Consider the following 17,138-nt stretch of genomic DNA (forward strand, 5'->3'; position numbering starts at 1 on the left):
GGGGCCCTGCAGAGGGGCCGTTCCAGCACGTCACCGGGCTCGCGGCGGGGCCCTGCAGAGGGGCCGTTCCAGCACGTCACCGGGCTCGCGGCGGGACCCTGCACGGGGCCGCCCTGCCCCCACCGCTCGCGAGCTCGCGGCGGGACCCGGGACCGAGGCGCGCCCCGTTCGTCACGCCGGCTCGGGGAGGCCCTGGCGCGGGCCGCCACGGCTCGCCGGCACCCGAGCCCCCGACACCGCGACGCTGCGCAGGCCCTCGCCGGGGGACTCGGCGAGGTCCGCGAGGACCCGCCCCAGCGCTCGCCGCGACACCCGCATCCCCTCGGCGTCCCCGGTGCCGGAGACGGCGGCCGGCTCGTCGCCGTCGGTCAGGTAGACCGGCTGCACGAGCGTCCAGTCCAGCCCGCTGCCGCGGACGATCCGCTCCTGGCGCTCGTGGTCGGCGATCTGCGGGCGCAGCAGCAGCGCGAAGACCAGCCGGCTGGACAGGGGCAGCCGGTCCCGCGTCTCCCCGACGCCGTAGGACGACTGGACGACCAGCCGCCGGACGCCGTGCTCGGCCATGGCGGCGACGACGGCGGTCGTACCGCGCGAGCGCACCTCCAGCGGCGTCCCGGCGCTGCCCAGCAGGCGCACGCGCAGCGGGTGCTCGGTGATGCCCAACGTGACCACGACGGCGTCCTGACCCCGGACGGCGCGATCGACGTCCTCGGGGACGGTGACGTCGCCGTCCAGCGGCCGGACGCCGGGACGGCGCTCGAACGCCGTGCTCGCCCGGCGAGCGAAGGCCGTCACCTCGTGTCCCCGGCCGGCGAGCGCCGCCACCGCCGCTCGGCCCGATCCCCCGGTTGCCCCCACGACCAGCACCTTCACGTCTCTGCTCCTCTCGGTGGTGCCGGCCTCGTGGCCGGCACCACCGATGCTGGTGAGCCGGGCGCCCCTGGGCCCACGACCGCACGTCCGCGGTCCGTGGCCGTTCGTCCGGACGGCCTGGACGACCGGTGCCGGGGGCGACAGGGTGGCCACGTGACCAGCAACGCCGCGTCCGGCCAGCCCTGGACGCCGGTCGACCCGGTCGGCGGCGTGCTCGCCGACCTGCGGATCCGCGGCGTCTTCTACTGCCGGGCCGAGGCCACCGCCCCCTGGGGCGTGGAGATGCCCGCCCTCGACGGCTGCATGAGCTTCCACGTCGTCACCGACGGCAGCTGCGTCCTGGAGGTCGACGGCCTGCGGTCCGTGCTGGGGCCGGGGGACCTGGCGCTGGTGCCGCACGGCCGCGGCCACCTGCTGCGGAGCGACCCGGACGCGCCGATCGCGGGCCGGGCGGACCTGCTGCCCCAGCGGTACCTCGCGGAGCACTACTCGGTGCTGCGGCTGGACGGCGGTGGGGCGCCGGCCGGGATGGTGTGCGGCGTCGTCGAGCCCGACCGGCCCGGCGCGGCCCACCTGCTCGACCTGCTGCCGCCGGTGGTGCACGTCGACGGACGCGACGCCGCTCGCGCCGGCTGGCTGCCGGTGCTGCTCGGGGTGATCGCCGACGAGTCCCGGCACGACCGGCCCGGCTCCGAGGCGGTGGTCACCCGGCTCGCCGACGTCGTCGTCATCCAGGCCGTGCGGACCTGGCTCGACACCGCGGCCACGGGGCCGGGCTGGCTGCGGGCCCTGCGGGACCCGCAGGTGGGGCGTGCGGTGGCGCGGCTGCACCGGGAGCCCGGGGCGGCGTGGACGCTGACCCGCCTGGCCCGGGAGGCCCGGATGTCGCGCTCGTCCTTCGCCGCCCGGTTCACCGAGCTCGCCGGCGAGCCGGCCATGCACTACGTGGCCCGGTGGCGGATGCACCTGGCCACCGTCGCGCTGGCCGACGGCGCGCGGGTCGGGGAGCTGGCCCGGCAGCTGGGCTACGAGTCCGAGGCCGCCTTCTCCCGGGCCTACAAGCGGGTCGTCGGCGTCCCCCCGGTCGTGGCGGCGCGGCGCGACCCCGGACGTGCCGAGGCGCCGGCCGCAGCGGGTGCGGCCGGCGCCTGACCTCCGGCGGCCCCCCTGCAGGGTCTCGCCGCGAGCCTGCGAGCGGTGGGGGCAGGGGGGTCCTCTTTCAGCCCGCGGCGCGCAGCTCCTTGCGCAGGATCTTGCCGGCCGCCGACTTCGGCACCGCCTCGATGAACTCCACGATGCGGATCTTCTTGTGCGGCGCCACCTTGCCGGCCATGTACTCGATGACGTCGTCCTGGGTGAGCGTCGAGCCGGGCGAGCGGACGACGAAGGCCTTGGGCAGCTCCTCGCCGCTCTCCTTCTCCGGGACGCCGATGACCGCGGCGTCGGCGATCTCCGGGTGACCGATCAGCACGGCCTCGAGCTCGGCCGGGGCTACCTGGTAGCCCTTGTACTTGATGAGTTCCTTGACCCGGTCGACGACCGTGTAGCAGCCGTTCTCGTCGACGATCGCCACGTCGCCGGTGTGCAGCCAGCCGTCGGCGTCGATCGTCTCCGCCGTCGCCTCGGGGTTGTTGAGGTAGCCCTTCATGACGTTCGGGCCGCGCACCCACAGCTCGCCGCGCTCGCCCGTGGCGGCGTCCTCGCCGGTGGCGGGGTCGACCAGCCGGCACTCGGAGTTCGGGACGGCGAAGCCGACCGAGCCCTTGGGGACCGACCCCCGGGCCGCGCCCGGCGGCTCGGCGCCCAGGTCGGGGGTCGTGTGCGAGACCGGGGACAGCTCGGTCATCCCGTAGCCCTGGGCGACCGTGACGCCGCTGTCGGCGCCCTTGCGCAGCCGGTTCTCGGCGGCGAGGGCGAGCTGCTCGTCGAGCGGCGCGGCGCCGGAGAGGATCGAGGTCAGCGACGACAGGTCGTAGGCGTCGACCAGCGGGTGCTTGGCCAGCGCCAGCAGGATGGGCGGCGCCACGAACGCCCGGGTGATCTTGTGCTCCTGGATGGTGCGCAGGAAGTCCTCGAGGTCGAACCGCGGCAGCGTCACGACCGCTCCGGCCCACGCCAGGCCCTGGTTCATCAGCACGGTGAGCCCGTAGATGTGGAAGAAGGGCAGGACGGCGATGATCCGCTCGTCCTCGCCGAGCTGGATCAGTGGCCGGCACTGCGCCACGTTGGCCACCAGGTTGCGGTGCGTGAGCATGACGCCCTTCGGGAGCCCGGTCGTGCCGCTCGAGTAGGGCAGTGTGACCAGGTCGTCGGCCGGGTGGAAGTCCACCTGGGCCGACGGGGCGTCGGTGGAGAGCAGGTCCACCAGCGAGGCGTGGCCCTCGGCGCCGTCCATGACGACGATCTCGCCGACCGGGGACTTCTCGATGGCGGCCTTCACCCGGTCGAGGAAGGGGGAGACGGTGATCAGGATCTTCGCGCCGGAGTCGCGCAGCTGGAAGGCGATCTCGTCGGGCGTGTACAGCGAGTTGATCGGTGACATGACGCAGCCGGCGGCGGCGATGCCGTGGAACACCACCGGGTACCACGGGGTGTTCGGGCAGAACATCGCGACGACGTCGCCCTTGCGCAGGCCGCGCGCGTGCAGGGCGGCGGCGACGCGGTCGACGTAGGCGGCCAGCTGGCCGTGGGTGATGACGTCTCCCTTGAGGCCGTCGATGAGCGCGGGGGCGTCGGGCTTCTCGCGCCCGGCCGCGAGGACGAACTCGGGGACGGAGACGTCGGGGATCTCGACGTCGGGGAAACGGCTGGCCAGCGCCACGGATCGGGCTCCTTCGCACATCGGTGTGGCGCCAGTCTCACATCCCGGGTGGCCGCCGTCACAACGGGGTTACCGGCGAGTTCGGTCGGGCGGCCCCGCTGCAGGGCCCCGCCGCGGGCGGGCGAGTCGTGGGGGCAGTGGGGTCCTCCCTCAGCGCGGCCAGAGCACGGACTGGGTGCAGCGGAACAGCGCGATGGTCTTCCCGGAGCCGTCCGCGGTCACCACGGCGTCCCAGACCTGCGTCGTCCGCCCGGCGTGCACGTTGGTCGCCACGGTGGTGACCCGGCCCTCGCGGAGGGTGCCGAGGAAGTTGCTCTTGAGCTCGATGGTGGTGAAGCCGGCCGCCCCCTCCGGCAGCAGCGCCCGGGTGGCCAGTCCGCAGGCGGTGTCGGCCAGCCCCACGACGGTCGCGGCGTGCAGGTAGCCGTTGGGCGCCAACAGTTCCCGGCGGAGGTCGAGGGCGGCGGCCAGCCGGCCCGGCTCGTGCGCGGTGACGGTCAGCCCCAGCAGGCCCGGGAGGGTGCCCGGCAGCAGGGCGTTGAGCTCGTCGGCGGTGTGGAACCCGGTGGCGGCCATGCCGGGCAACGTAGCCCGCGGCCCGCCCGGCCCCGCGCGGCCCGAGTGATCAGCTCAGCTGATCGTCAGGCGTCCTGGCTCACTGTCGATGACGAGCCAGGACGCGTGCAGGTGAGCTGAGCTGATCATCCGGCGTGGTACCCGTCAGGTGCCGGCGGTCTCCCAGAGGCCGACGACGTTGCCCTCGGGGTCGCGCACGTAGGCGGTGAACCCCATCCCTCCGACCGGCTGCTTGCCGAGCACGGTGGAGCCGCCCAGCTCGGCCACCCGCTCCAGCGCGAGGTCGATGCTCTCGACGTCGACGACGACCACCGGAGCAGGCGCGGCGGCTGCGCTGCGCGGCAGCATCCCGCCGTTGACGAACCCCGGCTCGCTGGGACCCTCGTCGCCGCTGGGGCCGGTCACGACCAGCGTGTAGTCCATGCCCGGCATCTCCTGCACCTGCCAGCCGAAGGCCTCCTTGTAGAAGCTCCGCGCGCGCTCCCCGTCGTCCACGGGGATCTCGAAGTGCACGACCCGGCCGCTCATCGCCGTCACCTCCAGTGTCGATCGGTGCGGCGCAGGCTAGGCCCGCGGGCCGGTGGTCACCAGAGGTTCAGGCCAGGCCGCGGGTGGTGCGGGCCGGCGGCCGGTCGCCGCGGATCGCGGCCACCATGTCCAGCGTCTGCCGGGTCGCCGCGACGTCGTGCGCGCGGAACACCCTCGCCCCGAGCCAGGCGCTCACCGCGGTCGCCGCCAGCGTGCCGGTCAGCCGCGCCTCCAGCGGGACGTCGAGGGTCTCGCCGACGAAGTCCTTGTTCGACAGCGCCACCAGCACCGGCCACCCCGTGGCGACCAGCTCGTCGAGCCGCCGGGTGGCCTCCAGCGAGTGCCGGGTGTTCTTGCCGAAGTCGTGCCCCGGGTCGACCAGCACCCGCTCGCGGTCCACCCCCGCCGCCACGGCGGCCTCGGCGAGCGCCGTCGTCCGGGCCACCACGTCGGCCACGACGTCGGCGTAGACGACCCGGTGCGGGCGGGTGCGGGGCGGCAGCCCGCCGGCGTGGGTGCAGACGATCCCGGCGCCGGCCCCGGCCGCCACCTCCGCGAGCTCCGGCTCGACGCCGCCCCACGCGTCGTTGACGACGTCGGCGCCGGCGGCCAGCGCCTCGCGGGCCACCTCCGCCCGCCAGGTGTCGATCGAGATCGGCAGAGTGGGGTGCGCGGCGCGGATCGCGGCCACCAGGTCGACCGTCCGGCGGATCTCCTCGGCGGCGCCGACCTCCTCGCCGGGCGCGGCCTTCACCCCGCCGACGTCCACCATGTCCGCGCCCTCGGCGACCACCCGGTCGACCCGCTCCACGGCAGCGGTGAGCGCGTAGGTGGCGCCGCGGTCGTAGAAGGAGTCCGGGGTGCGGTTGACGATCGCCATCACGACGAGGCCGCCGTCCGGCACGGACAGGCTCCCGAGCCGCAGCAACCCCGCTCCCCTCGCCGTCGCACCGTGTGGTGGAGTCAGCAAACCAGACCCGCGGACTCAGAGGAGAGGCTCATGGCGCAGACCACGGTGGAGGGCATCGAGGGCGTGCTGGCGAAGGTCGGCCAGCACCTCGGGCACAGCGACTGGCTCGAGATCACCCAGGAGCAGGTGAACCAGTTCGCCGAGGCCACCCACGACCACCAGTGGATCCATGTCGACGTCGAGCGGGCGAAGAGGGAGAGCCCCTTCGGTGGCCCGATCGCCCACGGCTACCTGACGCTCTCGCTGGTCTCGGCGCTGTCCGCGCAGATCATCGAGGCCACGGGCTTCCGGATGGGCGTCAACTACGGCGCCGAGAAGATCCGCTTCATGTCGCCGGTGCCGGTCGGCGCCCGCATCCGCGCCTCCGCGACCCTCGACGAGGCCAAGCAGTTCGAGGGCGGCGTGCAGATGAACCTGGGCATCACGATGGAGATCGAGAACCAGAGCAAGCCGGCGATGGTCGCCTCGATCCTCTTCCGCCGTTACGTGTAGCCGCCGGGTCGGCCCCCCTGCAGATTCCCCGCCCAGTCCCAAGGCTCGCGCCGAGCCTGCGAGGTGTGAGGAGGACGGGGTCCTCTTCCGAGCGGGCGGGGAGCAGGGGGTCCTTCCTCAGTCGACCAGGGCCTGGTTGACCAGCTGGCGCAGGTGACCCCGGATGGGCAGCGTGCTCGAGGGCAGCAGCTGCGTGTAGAAGCTGACCGTGAGGTCCTCCACCGGGTCGACGTAGAAGACGGTGGACGCCGCTCCGCCCCACGTGTAGTCCCCGACGTTGGTCAGCACGCCGTAGCGCACCGGGTCGATCACCACGGAGACCCCGAGGCCGAAGCCCACCCCGCGCAGCGGCGTCTCGGCGAACACCGGCCGGCCGAAGGTCTCGATGTCGGCGTCGCCCGGCAGGTGGTTGCGGGTCATGTAGGCGATCGTGCGCGCGCTGAGCAGCCGGCCGCCGTCGTAGGAGCCGCCGCGGCGCAGCAGCTCGGCGAAGCGCAGGTAGTCCGCGGCCGTCGACACCAGCCCGCCGCCGCCGGAGAGGAACGTCGGCTTGCTGTGCGCCGCGGCGCCCATCGTGTCGAAGGGCGCGAAACCGGTGGCGGCACCACCGGGCTGCCCGGGGACGGCGGCGTAGAGCCGGGCCAGCGAGTCGACGTCGTCGCCGTCCCGCAGGCCGAACGACGTGTCGGTCATGCCCAGCGGGCGGAGGACCCGCTGCTCGAAGAACTCGTCGAGCGGCTGGCCGGAGAGGACCTCGACGAGCCGGCCGAGGACGTCGGTGGAGACGCCGTAGTTCCACTCCGCGCCGGGCTGGAACAGCAGGGGTATCGCCGCCCACTGGCGGCAGACCTCGGCGGAGTCCGCGCCGGCCGGGGTGCCCCACTCGTGCCCGGCCGCCCGGTACATGGCGTCGACCGGCGTGGCGTGGTGGAAGCCGTAGGTGAGCCCGGAGGTGTGGGTGAGCAGGTGCCGCACCCGGATCGGCTCCAGCTGCGGGGCGGTGACCGGCTTCTGCGCCGAGCCCGCCACGTAGACGCGCGTCTCGGCGAACTCGGGCAGCCAGCGCGAGATCGGGTCGGAGAGCTCGAAGGCGCCCTCTTCGTACAGCATCATCGCCGCGACCGAGGTGATCGGCTTGGTCATCGAGTAGATGCGCCAGCGGGTGTCCCGCTCGACCGGCAGGCCCGCCTCGACGTCGCGGTACCCGGCGGAGCCGACGTGCACGAGGTGCCCGCGCCGGGCGACGGTCACCAGGTAGCCGGGCAGCTGACCGTCGTCCACCCAGCGGGCCAGCCGCCGGTCCAGCCGGGCCAGGCGGCCGGCGTCGAAGCCGACCTCGGCCGGGTCGGTGTGCACCTCGAGTGCCGTCACGTGTCCTCCGTCCCTCTCGCCGCCCGCCGTCGGGCGGCGACTGCCCGGGCATCCTGACCCACGCTCTCGTGGGCCGGGTCACAGGGGGCGGCCGCCGTCCCGACGGCGGAGGACGGCCCCCTTGCAGGGTCCTGCCGCGAGCGTGCGAGCGGTGGGGGGGCAAGGGGGTCCTTACTCAGACCGGGACGTTGCTGGCCGCCTTCTTCAGGTTCGAGCCCGCGGTGACCTTGACCGTGTTGGCGGCGGGGATGTCGATGGACTCGCCGGTCTGCGGGTTGCGGCCGGTCCGCGCGGAGCGCTGGGTGCGCTCGACGGTCAGCAGGCCGGAGACGGCGACCTTCTCGCCGCGGGTGATGGCGTCGACGAGCTCGTCCTGGAGCCCGGCGAGCACCGAGTCCACGGTCGAGGCGGGCACGTCGGCCCGCTTGGCGATGGCGGAGACGAGTTCGGCCTTGTTCACGGGGTTCCTTCCGTGTCGGTGACAGAGCGTGCCGGACCACGCCGATGACGAGGTCGGACCGCAGGCACCGTGCCATGTCGCCCTGACAACCCGCCACCGAGGGGGGTCGAACAGGTCTCCCGCGTCCCACCGGTCCCTCCCCGGACGACGCCAGCGCATGATCAGCTCCGGGCGGCGGCGGCGGCGAGGTCGTCCACGCGCAGCAGGCCGACGACGGCGCCGGTCGCGTCCGTGCAGACCACCGGGTCGAAGCGCACCGCCGGCGGGCGGGTGAGCGCCCGCCGCAGGACGTCGACGGGGTCGTCGGAGGGGTGCGCGCGCAGCGAGACCGGCGCGCCGTAGGGCTCCCCGGTCCGGGGGCGGGCCAGCCACAGCGCCACCGGCTCGCCCCGTCCGGCCACCAGCACGGCCGGCGGGACGGCCGGTGGTGGCTCGGCGACGTCGCACTGGCGGACCGGGCGCACGAGGGCGGCGACGCCGCCGGCGACCTGCGCGCGGGCGACGTGCGTCCGGACCAGGGCGGCGACCTCCGGGGCGAGGGGCGCCGGTGTGGGCGCGGGCCGGCCGAGCAACCGGCCCTGGGCGAGCGGCACGCCCAGCCGGACCAGGGTGGCCAGCTCGGCCGCGGTCTCGACGCCCACGGCGAGCAGCGCGGCGCCGATCCGGCCGGCGAACCCGCCCACCACCTCGGTCAGGGCGGCACGCACCGGGTCGCCGTCGACGCCGGTCACCAGGGTCCGGTCGAGCGAGACGTACTCCGGGCGGACGACGGCCATCCGCTGCAGTCCCGACCAGTCCGAGCCGGCGTCGTCCAGCGCCACCTGTGCGCCGCGGGCGCGCAGCGCGTCGGTCCGGCGGCGCAGGGTGTCCGGGTCGTCCACGGGGGTGTGCCCGGTCAGCTCGACCACGACCCGGGACAGGTCCGGCCGGCCGGCGAGGGCGTCCTGGACCGGCCGGCTGCCGGGTCCCGGCGCGAGCTTGCGAGTGGCGGGGGGCAGGGGGTCCTTTCTCAGGTGCGGGCTGACGTCGACGGCGAGGAACGTGCCGGGAGGCAGCAGCGGGACGGCGGCCCGCGCCTTGGCGACCGCCAGCGCCTCGAGCTCGGCGGCCAGACCGCAGTCGGCCGCGGCGGCGAACCAGACGCCGGGGCCGGCGGTGCCCGGGAAGCGGGCGAGCGCCTCGTAGCCGACGACCCGCACCGTGGCGAGGTCGACGATCGGCTGGAACACCAGGGTGAGGTCGTCGGGGTCGGCCAGCAGCGGACGGCAGTCGGGCAGGCTGCGCTTCCGGGTCGCCGTCACGGGGAGCCCATCGGCGGCCGCCCCACCCGGCTCGACGCGGGCGCCGTCGGGCTCACCCCGACGGGTGGGGACCCGCAGTGACACGTGCGGGGGACGATCCGGGCCCGCGGGGGGGCCGCGTGCCAGGATGGTGGGTCGACGAGGCTGCCGCACGGGCCGCCCACAGGGGACGAGGGAGCGCGCGCATGGCTCCGGCACCCCCGCCCGCGCACCCCGTCGTGCTCGCCGACCCGGGGCGCGTCGCCGCGGCCCGGCGGCTGCTCTCCGAGGCGTCCTCCGGCGTCCACGACCGGCTGGCCCAGCTCGCCGCGCAGCTGACGGGGGCGCCGGCGGCGCTGGTCTGCCTCGTCACCGACGCCGAGGTGCCCGTCGGGTCCTGCGGCCTGCCGGCGGCGCTCGTCAGCCGTCCCCTGCCGCTCGAGGGCTCCCCCTGCGCGGCCACCGTCGGCCTGGGCGCCCCCGTCGTCGTCCCGGACGCGGCGCAGGACGAGCGGCTGGCCGCGCTGCCCGCGGCGGTCGGCGGTGCGCTCGTCGCTTACCTCGGCGTGCCCCTCCGCGCCCGGTCCGGGCAGGTCGTCGGTGCACTCGCGGTGTTCGACGCCGTCCGGCGCGGCTGGTCGCCGGACCAGGTCGCCTCCCTCGAGCAGCTGGCCGCCTCCGTGGTCGCCGAGCTCGAGCTGTCGGCGGCCCGGTCGGCCGCGGACGCCTCTCTGATGCGCCTGGAGCTGGCACTGGAGGCCAGTGCGGTGGGCACCTGGGAGGTGGACCTGCAGCGGCAGACCATCGACTGGGACGAGCGCTGCGCGGCGATCTTCGGGTACGACTCCACCGTCCGCATGGGCATGGACCGGCTGTTCGAGCAGCACGTGCACCCCGACGACCGGGCGCGGGCGCAGGAGGAGATGCAGGCCGCGGTCGACGCCCAGGCCCGGTACACGATCGAGCTGCGGGTCGTGCGCGCCGACGGGGCCCTGCGCTGGACGGTCAGCCGCGGGCGGGTCCTGGCCGGCCCGGACGGCGCCCCGCAGCGCATCGTGGGCACGGTCGTCGACGAGACCGAGGCCCACGAGCAGGCCGACCGGGAGCTCGACGCCGTCCGCCGGGCCGCCGCGATCGCCGAGGTCGCCGCCGAGCTGGCCGGTGCCACGCAGGTCACCCAGCTCGCCGAGATCGCGCTGCGCGCCGCCGCCGTCCTGGGGGCCGAGTCGATCGGCCTGGCGGTGTTCGACCCGCGCGACGACAAGCTCTACCTGCACCTGACCCGCCGCATCGTCGACAGCGTGGCCAGCGCGGCCGACGTCCGGCTGCCGGCCGGCGGGGTGGAGACACCGCTGGACGACGAGCTGCCCACCCAGTGGGTCGCCCGGCACGGGGAGCCGCTGCTGTACGCCGACGCCGCCGCGGCCGAGGCCCGCTTCCCGCGGATGGCCGAGATCAACGAGGTCCTCGGCAGCCGGGCGCTGGCCGCGCTGCCGCTGCGGGTCGAGGGGCGGCTGCTCGGTGCCTTCGTCGTCGTGTGGGCCACCGAGCACCCGTTCGGCGAGCGCGACGTCGAGCTGCTGGAGGGCCTCACCGCCCAGATCGCGCTGACCGCCTCGCGGCTGCAGGCCGACGTCGTGCGCGCCGACGCGGTCGCCGCGATGACCGAGGCCGCCGCCCGCCTGCAGCTCCTCGCCGACACCGGCCGGGTGCTGTCGGGGACGCTGGACATCACCGGGCAGGTCGGCCAGCTCGCCGACGTCGTCGTCCCCACGCTGGGCGACTGGTGCTGGCTGGTGGTCACCGACGAGCAGGGCCGGCTGCACGAGATGGCCTCCGCCCACCGCGACCCCGGGCTGCGTGCCGAGCTGGAGCTCTACGTGCACTCGATGGTCGCGGTCATGACCGAGGAGGCCGCCGCGTCGGTGGTCACCCGCACCGGCCGCCCGCTCGTGCTGCCCCGGATCGACGCCGAGCGGGTCGAGCGGGTCATCCCCGAGCCGGCGACCCGCGAGCTGCTCGGCCGGCTGGGCCTGGGCTCCGGCGTGATCGTCCCGCTGGTGGCGCGCGGGCAGTCGCTCGGTGCGCTGGGCCTGTTCAACGACGGAGAGCGGGGGCCGCACACGCCCGCCGAGGTGGAGACCGCCGTCGAGGTGGGCCGCCGGGCCGGCCTGGCGCTGCACCACGCCCGGCTCTACGACCAGCAGCGGGCACTGGCCGGAGCGTTGCAGCACAGCATGCTCACCGACCCGCCCGAGCCCGACCACTGCGAGATCGTCGTCCGGTACGTGCCCGCCGCGAAGGGCGCCGAGATCGGCGGCGACTGGTACGACGCGTTCCTCGAGTCCGGTGGCGCGACCGTGCTGGCCATCGGCGACGTCGTCGGCCACGACACCCGGGCGGCCGCGGCGATGGGCCAGGTGCGCGGGCTGCTGCGCGGGATCAGCTACTCCAGCGGCGCTCCACCGGCGCAGGTGCTGACCCAGGTCGACCGCGCCGTCCGCGGACTGGGGTTGGACACGATGGCCACGGCGCTGGTCGCCCGCCTCGAGCAGGCCGCGGAGGACCTGCGCGCCGACCGGACGTGGCTGCGCTGGTCCAGCGCCGGCCACCCGCCGCCGGTGCTGCTCCTGCCCGACGGGCAGGTGCGGGTGCTCGACGACGCCCTGCCCGACCTGCTGCTGGGCGTCGACCCGTCCGCTCCGCGCCACGACCGGCTGCTGGCCGTCCCCTCGGGCAGCACGCTCCTCCTGCACACCGATGGGCTGGTCGAGCGCCGCGACCGAGACCTCGACACCGGCACGGCCGCGCTGGTGGCCGTGCTGGCCGAGTACGCCGCGCTGCCGCTGGCCGACCTGTGCGACCGGGTCCTCGAGCGGCTGTTCCTGCCCGACGCCGAGGACGACGTCGCGCTGCTCGCCGTCCGGCTGCACCCGCAGGGCCGTCCGCGCCCGCCAGAGGCCGGCCCGCAGCTCCTCCCGCCGGGGATCCCACCGGCGCCCGCGGTGCACCCCCAGGCCGGCACCGCGACCTGAGACCGAGGCGCGGCGGCCCTCGGCGTCCGCCGCCTGGCCCGTCCAGGGCACTGCCCCGAGCGGAGCGAGGGGCGGGGAGGACGGGGTCCTTCTTTCGTCAGCGGCCGTCGCGGCGTCGCCAGCGCGCCGGGCGCCCGGCGCGAACCCCCAGCAGCCGGCGCCGGGCCCGGCCGGGCAGATCCACGGCGACCGGGGCCTCCCAGCCGCGCCACACGGAGAGCACCCGCAGCGTGGCGACGAGCACGATGACCAGCGCGGCCACGGGGATCGGGTCCAGGCCGGCCGGGCCGGAGAGCACGGTGAGCGCGACGGCGCCGAGCAGCGCGGCCACTGCGTTGTACGGGCCGGGCTGCACGATGTCGGCGCGCTGGGCCAGGAGCACGTCGCGGATCACCGCGCCGCCGACCGCGGTGACCGTGCCGACGAAGACCACGCTGGCGCTGGGCAGGGCGGCCAGCTGCGCCTTCTGCGCGCCGATGACGGTGAAGAAGCCGAGCGTGACGGCGTCGAGGACGACGAGCAGGCCGGTCAGCCGGGACAGCCAGCCGGAGAAGTAGAACGTCACCGTCGCGGCGATGGTCACCGTGGGCAGGTAGGCGGGGTTGGTGAGGGCGACCGGCGGCAGGTCGCCGAGCAGCACGTCGCGGACCAGCCCGCCGCCGAGCCCCCCTGTGAACGCCAGCAGCAGCACACCGGAGACGGCGAACCCCTCGCGGGCGGCCAGCAGCCCGCCGGTCAACGCGCCGATGACGATCGCCGCGAGGTCGACCGCCGCCGGCACCCGCAGCGTCTCGGCCGCCGCGGCGATGATCTCCACGGCCGGGATCGTCCCCCATGTCGCGGGGGCCCACCGTGGCAGGTCGTCGACGCGGGTGACAGGACGGGCGGGACGCTGTTGGCTGGCCCCTCCACCAGCCGCTCACCTGGAGGCCGCCGTGCCCGTACGCCCGCCGGACGAGAACGAGGTGGCCGCGCTCGCGGCCAGCTACGGCATGAAGCGCAGCCCCGAGGAGGTGGCCGCGTACACCCCGATCGTGGCGGCCTTCCTCAGCTCCTACGACGCGGTCGAGGAGCTCTACGCCGGGATCGCCCCGCACGCACCCGGCGACCGGCCGAGCGCCCGCCCCGCCGACACCGACAACCCGCTCGGCGCCTGGTACGTGACCACCGAGATCCGCGGCGCCGCCGACGGGCCGCTGGCCGGCCGGACGGTGGCGGTCAAGGACAACGTCGCCGTCGCCGGCGTTCCGATGATGAACGGCTCGCACACCGTCGAGGGGTTCGTCCCCCAGGAGGACGCCACGGTCGTCACCCGCCTGCTCGAGGCCGGCGCGACGATCACCGGCAAGTCCGTCTGCGAGGACCTGTGCTTCTCCGGCGGCAGCCACACCTCGGTCACGGGTCCGGTGCGCAACCCGTGGGACCCGTCGCGGACGACCGGCGGGAGCTCCAGCGGCAGCGCCGCGCTGGTGGCCTCCGGGGAGGTCGACCTCGCGGTCGGCGGGGACCAGGGCGGCTCGATCCGCATGCCCGCGGCCTTCTCCGGCATCGTCGGCCACAAGCCCACGCACGGCCTGGTGCCCTACACCGGTGCGTTCCCCATCGAGCTGACCCTCGACCACCTGGGCCCGATGACCCGCACGGTCGCCGACGCGGCACTGATGCTCGACGTCCTCGCCGGCCGGGACGGGGGCGACCCGCGCCAGCCCGCCGACGCGGTGCCCGAGCAGTACGCCGCCGCGCTGGGCGGGGACGTCACGGGATTGCGGGTCGGCGTGGTTGCGCAGGGCTACGGCTGGGAGGAGCTCTCCGAGCCCGGCGTCGACGAGACGGTGCGGGCCGCAGCGGGTCGGCTGCGCGAGCTGGGCATCGAGGTCGTGGACGTCGACCTGACGTGGCACCGGCACGCCCTGCACGTCTGGAACGTCATCGCGACCGACGGCGCGACGGTGCAGATGATCGAGGGCAACGGGTACGGCTGGAACTACGAGGGCCGCTACGACCCCGAGCTGGTCGCCCACTACGGCCGCCAGCGCCGCGAGGTGGTCGACCGGTGGTCGCCGACGGTCACCGCGGTCGCCCTGGCCGGGCGGTGGTCACTGGAGCAGGAGCAGACCCGGCACTACGCGATGGCGCAGAACCTGGCGATCGAGGTGCGCCGGCAGTACGACGCCGCGCTGTCCGACGTCGACCTGCTGGTCATGCCAACCGTGCCGATGGTGGCCCCGGAGATCCCGGCGCCGGACGACCCGGTGGAGACCCAGATCGCCCGCGCACTGGAGATGATCGTCAACTGCGCGCCGTTCGACGTCAGCGGGCACCCGGCCACGAGCGTCCCGGCCGGGCAATCCCAGGGCCTGCCGGTCGGGATGATGCTGGTCGGCCGCCGGTTCGAGGACACCACCCCGCTCAAGGTCGCGCACGCCTTCGAGCAGCTCGTCGGCGGGTTCCCGCAGCCTCCCGCCCGCTGACGCCCAAGCCGTGATCATCGGCGGGTGGCTGCTCGACACGCCGACGGGGACAGCCACCCGCCTGGTGACGTGCTGGAACGGCCACCCTTCAGGGCCCCGCGCCGAGCTTGCGAGGCGTGGGGGGAGGGTGGTCCTTCTACTGGCCGGGCGGGACCTCCAGGGAGGTCGCCGTCCCGCGGCGCAGCCCGGTGTCGTGGGTGGCCATGTCGTCGGTGTACATCGCCTCCTGGCGGCCGGCCTCCTCGCGCAGGATCGCCGCGCCCTTCCAGTCCTCCGGGATGGCGAAGGCGTCGACCAGCGTGACCAGGTGCGGGCGCAGGTCCTTGAGCAGCACGTTCACCGTGGCGGTCAGCGCCTTGGAGCGGGTCGCGGTCAGCCGCCCGTGCTCGAGGAACCAGGCCCGGTCGGCCTCGATGGTGGTGAGCGCGTACAGGTCGCAGACCCGCTCGAGCAGGGCCCTCGCGCCGGCGTCGGTGGTCCGCTCGATGCCGGCGACGAAGGCCTCCAGCACGATCCGGTCGACGTGCGTCTGCGCGGTGCGCAGCACGTGGTCCTGCACGTCGTTGAAGACGTCGAAGGGCTGCACGCCGGGGGTCTCGGCGCCGCGCCGCAGCCGCCGGATCGCGCCCTCGAGCACGTGCTTCTCGCGGTCCTCGAGCATCTTCAGCTGCCAGCCGCGGTCGAGCAGCGGCACCTCGTCGTCCCGGCCGGGCACGGCGTCGACGAGCCGGGCGATCAGGCCGCGGGCTGCCGTCCGCTCCAGCACGGTCTCGCGGACCATGTCGGCGATGAAGCCGACCTTGCCCCAGCCGTCGAGCGAGCCGAACGCGTCGCGGTAGCCGGTGAGCAGGCCCTTGGCGACCAGCTGCAGCAGGACGGTGTTGTCGCCCTCGAAGGTGGTGAAGACGTCGGTGTCGGCCTTCAGGTGCGGCAGCCGGTTCTCCTGCAGGTAGCCCGCACCGCCGCAGGCCTCGCGGGCCATCTGGATGGTCCGCGTGGCGTGCCAGGTCTGCGCGGCCTTGAGGCCGGCGGCCCGGGACTCCAGCTCCCGCTGCGCGCCCTCGTCGAGGTCCTCCGCGCCCTGGACGTCGTGCATCGTGCCGACCAGCTCCTCCTGCGCGAAGGAGTACGCGTAGGTGGCGGCCAGGGCCGGCAGCAGCTTGCGCTGGTGCACCAGGTAGTCGTTGAGCAGGACCTCCCGGTCGGCGCCCGGCGCGGAGAACTGCCGGCGGGTCTCGCCGTAGCGGACGGCGATGTCGAGCGAGAGCTTGGTCGCCGCCGCCGCGGAGCCGCCGACGCTCACCCGGCCGCGGACCAGCGTGCCCAGCATCGTGAAGAAGCGGCGGGTCTCGTTCTCGATCGAGCTGGTGTAGGTGCCGTCGGGCGCGACCGAGCCGTAGCGGTCGAGCAGCATGTCGCGCGGGACGGTCACGTGGTCGAAGGTCAGCCGGCCGTTGTCGACGCCGAGCAGGCCGGCCTTGGGGCCGTCGTCGCCGATGGTGACGCCCGGCATCGGGTCGCCCTGCTCGTCGCGGATCGGCACCAGCCAGGCGTGCACCCCGTGCCGCCGGCCCTGCGTCACCAGCTGGGCGAAGACGACCGCCATCCGGCCGTCCTGCGCCGCGTTGCCGATGTAGTCCTTGCGGGCGGCCTCGTGCGGCGTGTGCAGGTCGAAGGTCTGCGTCTCGGGGTCGTAGGTGCACGTCGTCCGCAGCTGCTGGACGTCGGAGCCGTGCCCGGTCTCGGTCATGGCGAAGCAGCCGGGCAGGTCGAAGCTCATGATGTCGCGCAGGTAGGCGTCGTGGTGCCGCTCGGTGCCCAGGGCCTGGACGGCGCCGCCGAAGAGGCCCCACTGGACGCCGGCCTTGACCATCAGCGACAGGTCGGTGAAGGCCAGCATCTCGATCGCGGTGACCGAGCCGCCGGCGTCGCCCTCGCCGCCGTACTCCTTGGGGAAGCCGAGGACCACCCGTCCGGACTCGGCGATCTTCCGCGCCATGCGGGTGACCCGTTCGCGGGCCTCCTGCACGCTCTCGCCGTAGGCCGGCAGCAGGTCCGGGTCGTGCAGGTCCGCCCGCGCGACACGGCGCACGTGACCCCACCGGCCGTCGAGCACCTCGGTGAGGGCCCTCGGGTCCACCGCGTGCGGCAGGCTCGTCGTCACTCGTCCTCCTCGCTGGCGCTCGTCGTCCGAGCGCCGACAGCCGTGCCGTGTTCCCTGCGTGCCCTCGCGAGCTCGGTCACGGTGTCCTCCTCGCTGG

General features: G+C 75.0%; 14 protein-coding genes. 4 read left to right on the plus strand and 10 right to left on the minus strand.

All coding sequences use genetic code 11. The features are described 5' to 3' along the window. Positions 1-171 precede the first annotated feature (171 nt). Positions 172-873: an NAD(P)-dependent oxidoreductase gene (locus BLW63_RS25360; RefSeq protein ID WP_091162356.1), complete on the minus strand. Its 702-nt coding sequence runs from the start codon at positions 871-873 to the stop codon at positions 172-174. A gap of 153 nt (positions 874-1,026) precedes the next feature. Between BLW63_RS25360 and BLW63_RS25365 the strand changes: the two genes are divergently transcribed. Then, the gene (locus tag BLW63_RS25365) at positions 1,027-2,025 is read left to right on the plus strand and encodes an AraC family transcriptional regulator (RefSeq protein WP_244522808.1); all 999 of its coding nucleotides are present in this window, start codon (positions 1,027-1,029) and stop codon (positions 2,023-2,025) included. A 67-nt stretch (positions 2,026-2,092) separates the two neighbouring features. On the opposite strand, the gene BLW63_RS25370 is transcribed toward BLW63_RS25365, so the two are convergent. The 4 genes from BLW63_RS25370 to folP all read right to left on the minus strand — a co-directional run bounded on the left by BLW63_RS25370 (position 2,093) and on the right by folP (position 5,702). After that, positions 2,093-3,694, minus strand: a complete 1,602-nt coding sequence (locus BLW63_RS25370) for a 4-coumarate--CoA ligase family protein (protein WP_091162361.1) — start codon at positions 3,692-3,694, stop codon at positions 2,093-2,095. 150 nt (positions 3,695-3,844) lie between these two features. Further along, positions 3,845-4,270: a PaaI family thioesterase gene (locus tag BLW63_RS25375; RefSeq protein ID WP_091162363.1), complete on the minus strand. Its 426-nt coding sequence runs from the start codon at positions 4,268-4,270 to the stop codon at positions 3,845-3,847. A 144-nt stretch (positions 4,271-4,414) separates the two neighbouring features. After that, positions 4,415-4,798 carry a VOC family protein gene (locus tag BLW63_RS25380; RefSeq protein ID WP_091162365.1) on the minus strand — a complete coding sequence of 128 codons (384 nt, stop codon included), beginning with the start codon at positions 4,796-4,798 and terminating at the stop codon, positions 4,415-4,417. Positions 4,799-4,865: 67 nt separating this feature from the next. Beyond that, the gene (gene folP / locus BLW63_RS25385) at positions 4,866-5,702 is read right to left on the minus strand and encodes a dihydropteroate synthase (protein ID WP_244522809.1); all 837 of its coding nucleotides are present in this window, start codon (positions 5,700-5,702) and stop codon (positions 4,866-4,868) included. A 96-nt stretch (positions 5,703-5,798) separates the two neighbouring features. Here folP and BLW63_RS25390 point away from each other — a divergent pair, with 96 nt between their 5' ends. Continuing rightward, positions 5,799-6,260, plus strand: a complete 462-nt coding sequence (locus BLW63_RS25390) for a MaoC family dehydratase (RefSeq protein ID WP_091162369.1) — start codon at positions 5,799-5,801, stop codon at positions 6,258-6,260. Positions 6,261-6,377: 117 nt separating this feature from the next. Here the strand turns inward: BLW63_RS25390 and BLW63_RS25395 are convergent, their stop codons facing one another. The 3 genes from BLW63_RS25395 to BLW63_RS25405 all read right to left on the minus strand — a co-directional run bounded on the left by BLW63_RS25395 (position 6,378) and on the right by BLW63_RS25405 (position 9,392). Then, on the minus strand, positions 6,378-7,631 hold the full coding sequence (locus BLW63_RS25395) for a serine hydrolase domain-containing protein (protein WP_091162371.1): 1,254 nt from the start codon (positions 7,629-7,631) through the stop codon (positions 6,378-6,380). Between the two features lie 175 nt (positions 7,632-7,806). After that, positions 7,807-8,091, minus strand: coding sequence for an HU family DNA-binding protein (locus BLW63_RS25400; protein WP_089336247.1), 285 nt, complete (start codon positions 8,089-8,091; stop codon positions 7,807-7,809). 161 nt (positions 8,092-8,252) lie between these two features. Next, the gene (locus BLW63_RS25405) at positions 8,253-9,392 is read right to left on the minus strand and encodes an EAL domain-containing protein (RefSeq protein WP_091162383.1); all 1,140 of its coding nucleotides are present in this window, start codon (positions 9,390-9,392) and stop codon (positions 8,253-8,255) included. A gap of 185 nt (positions 9,393-9,577) precedes the next feature. On the opposite strand from BLW63_RS25405, the gene BLW63_RS25410 reads away from it, so the two are divergent. Beyond that, a complete protein-coding gene (locus tag BLW63_RS25410) occupies positions 9,578-12,406 on the plus strand; it encodes a SpoIIE family protein phosphatase (protein WP_091162375.1) in 2,829 nt (942 codons plus the stop codon). A 97-nt stretch (positions 12,407-12,503) separates the two neighbouring features. On the opposite strand, the gene BLW63_RS25415 is transcribed toward BLW63_RS25410, so the two are convergent. After that, positions 12,504-13,223: a trimeric intracellular cation channel family protein gene (locus BLW63_RS25415; protein WP_091162377.1), complete on the minus strand. Its 720-nt coding sequence runs from the start codon at positions 13,221-13,223 to the stop codon at positions 12,504-12,506. 118 nt (positions 13,224-13,341) lie between these two features. Between BLW63_RS25415 and BLW63_RS25420 the strand changes: the two genes are divergently transcribed. Then, positions 13,342-14,877 carry an amidase gene (locus BLW63_RS25420; protein ID WP_091162379.1) on the plus strand — a complete coding sequence of 512 codons (1,536 nt, stop codon included), beginning with the start codon at positions 13,342-13,344 and terminating at the stop codon, positions 14,875-14,877. Positions 14,878-15,013: 136 nt separating this feature from the next. On the opposite strand, the gene BLW63_RS25425 is transcribed toward BLW63_RS25420, so the two are convergent. Next, positions 15,014-17,041 (minus strand): acyl-CoA dehydrogenase family protein, encoded by a 2,028-nt coding sequence (locus BLW63_RS25425; RefSeq protein ID WP_091162381.1) that lies wholly within the window; start codon positions 17,039-17,041, stop codon positions 15,014-15,016. Positions 17,042-17,138: the final 97 nt, after the last annotated feature.

The sequence above is a fragment of the Geodermatophilus africanus genome, assembly GCF_900107105.1.
Classification (GTDB): Bacteria; Actinomycetota; Actinomycetes; order Mycobacteriales; family Geodermatophilaceae; genus Geodermatophilus; species Geodermatophilus africanus.

What these genes read in the sequence shown, in the direction of transcription:
- BLW63_RS25390 (WP_091162369.1), top strand. Translation starts at nt 5,799, where the DNA reads ATGGCGCAGACCACGGTGGAGGGCATCGAGGGCGTGCTGGCGAAGGTC.
- BLW63_RS25410 (WP_091162375.1), top strand. Translation starts at nt 9,578, where the DNA reads ATGGCTCCGGCACCCCCGCCCGCGCACCCCGTCGTGCTCGCCGACCCG.
- BLW63_RS25375 (WP_091162363.1), bottom strand. Translation starts at nt 4,270, where the DNA reads ATGGCCGCCACCGGGTTCCACACCGCCGACGAGCTCAACGCCCTGCTG.
- BLW63_RS25380 (WP_091162365.1), bottom strand. Translation starts at nt 4,798, where the DNA reads ATGAGCGGCCGGGTCGTGCACTTCGAGATCCCCGTGGACGACGGGGAG.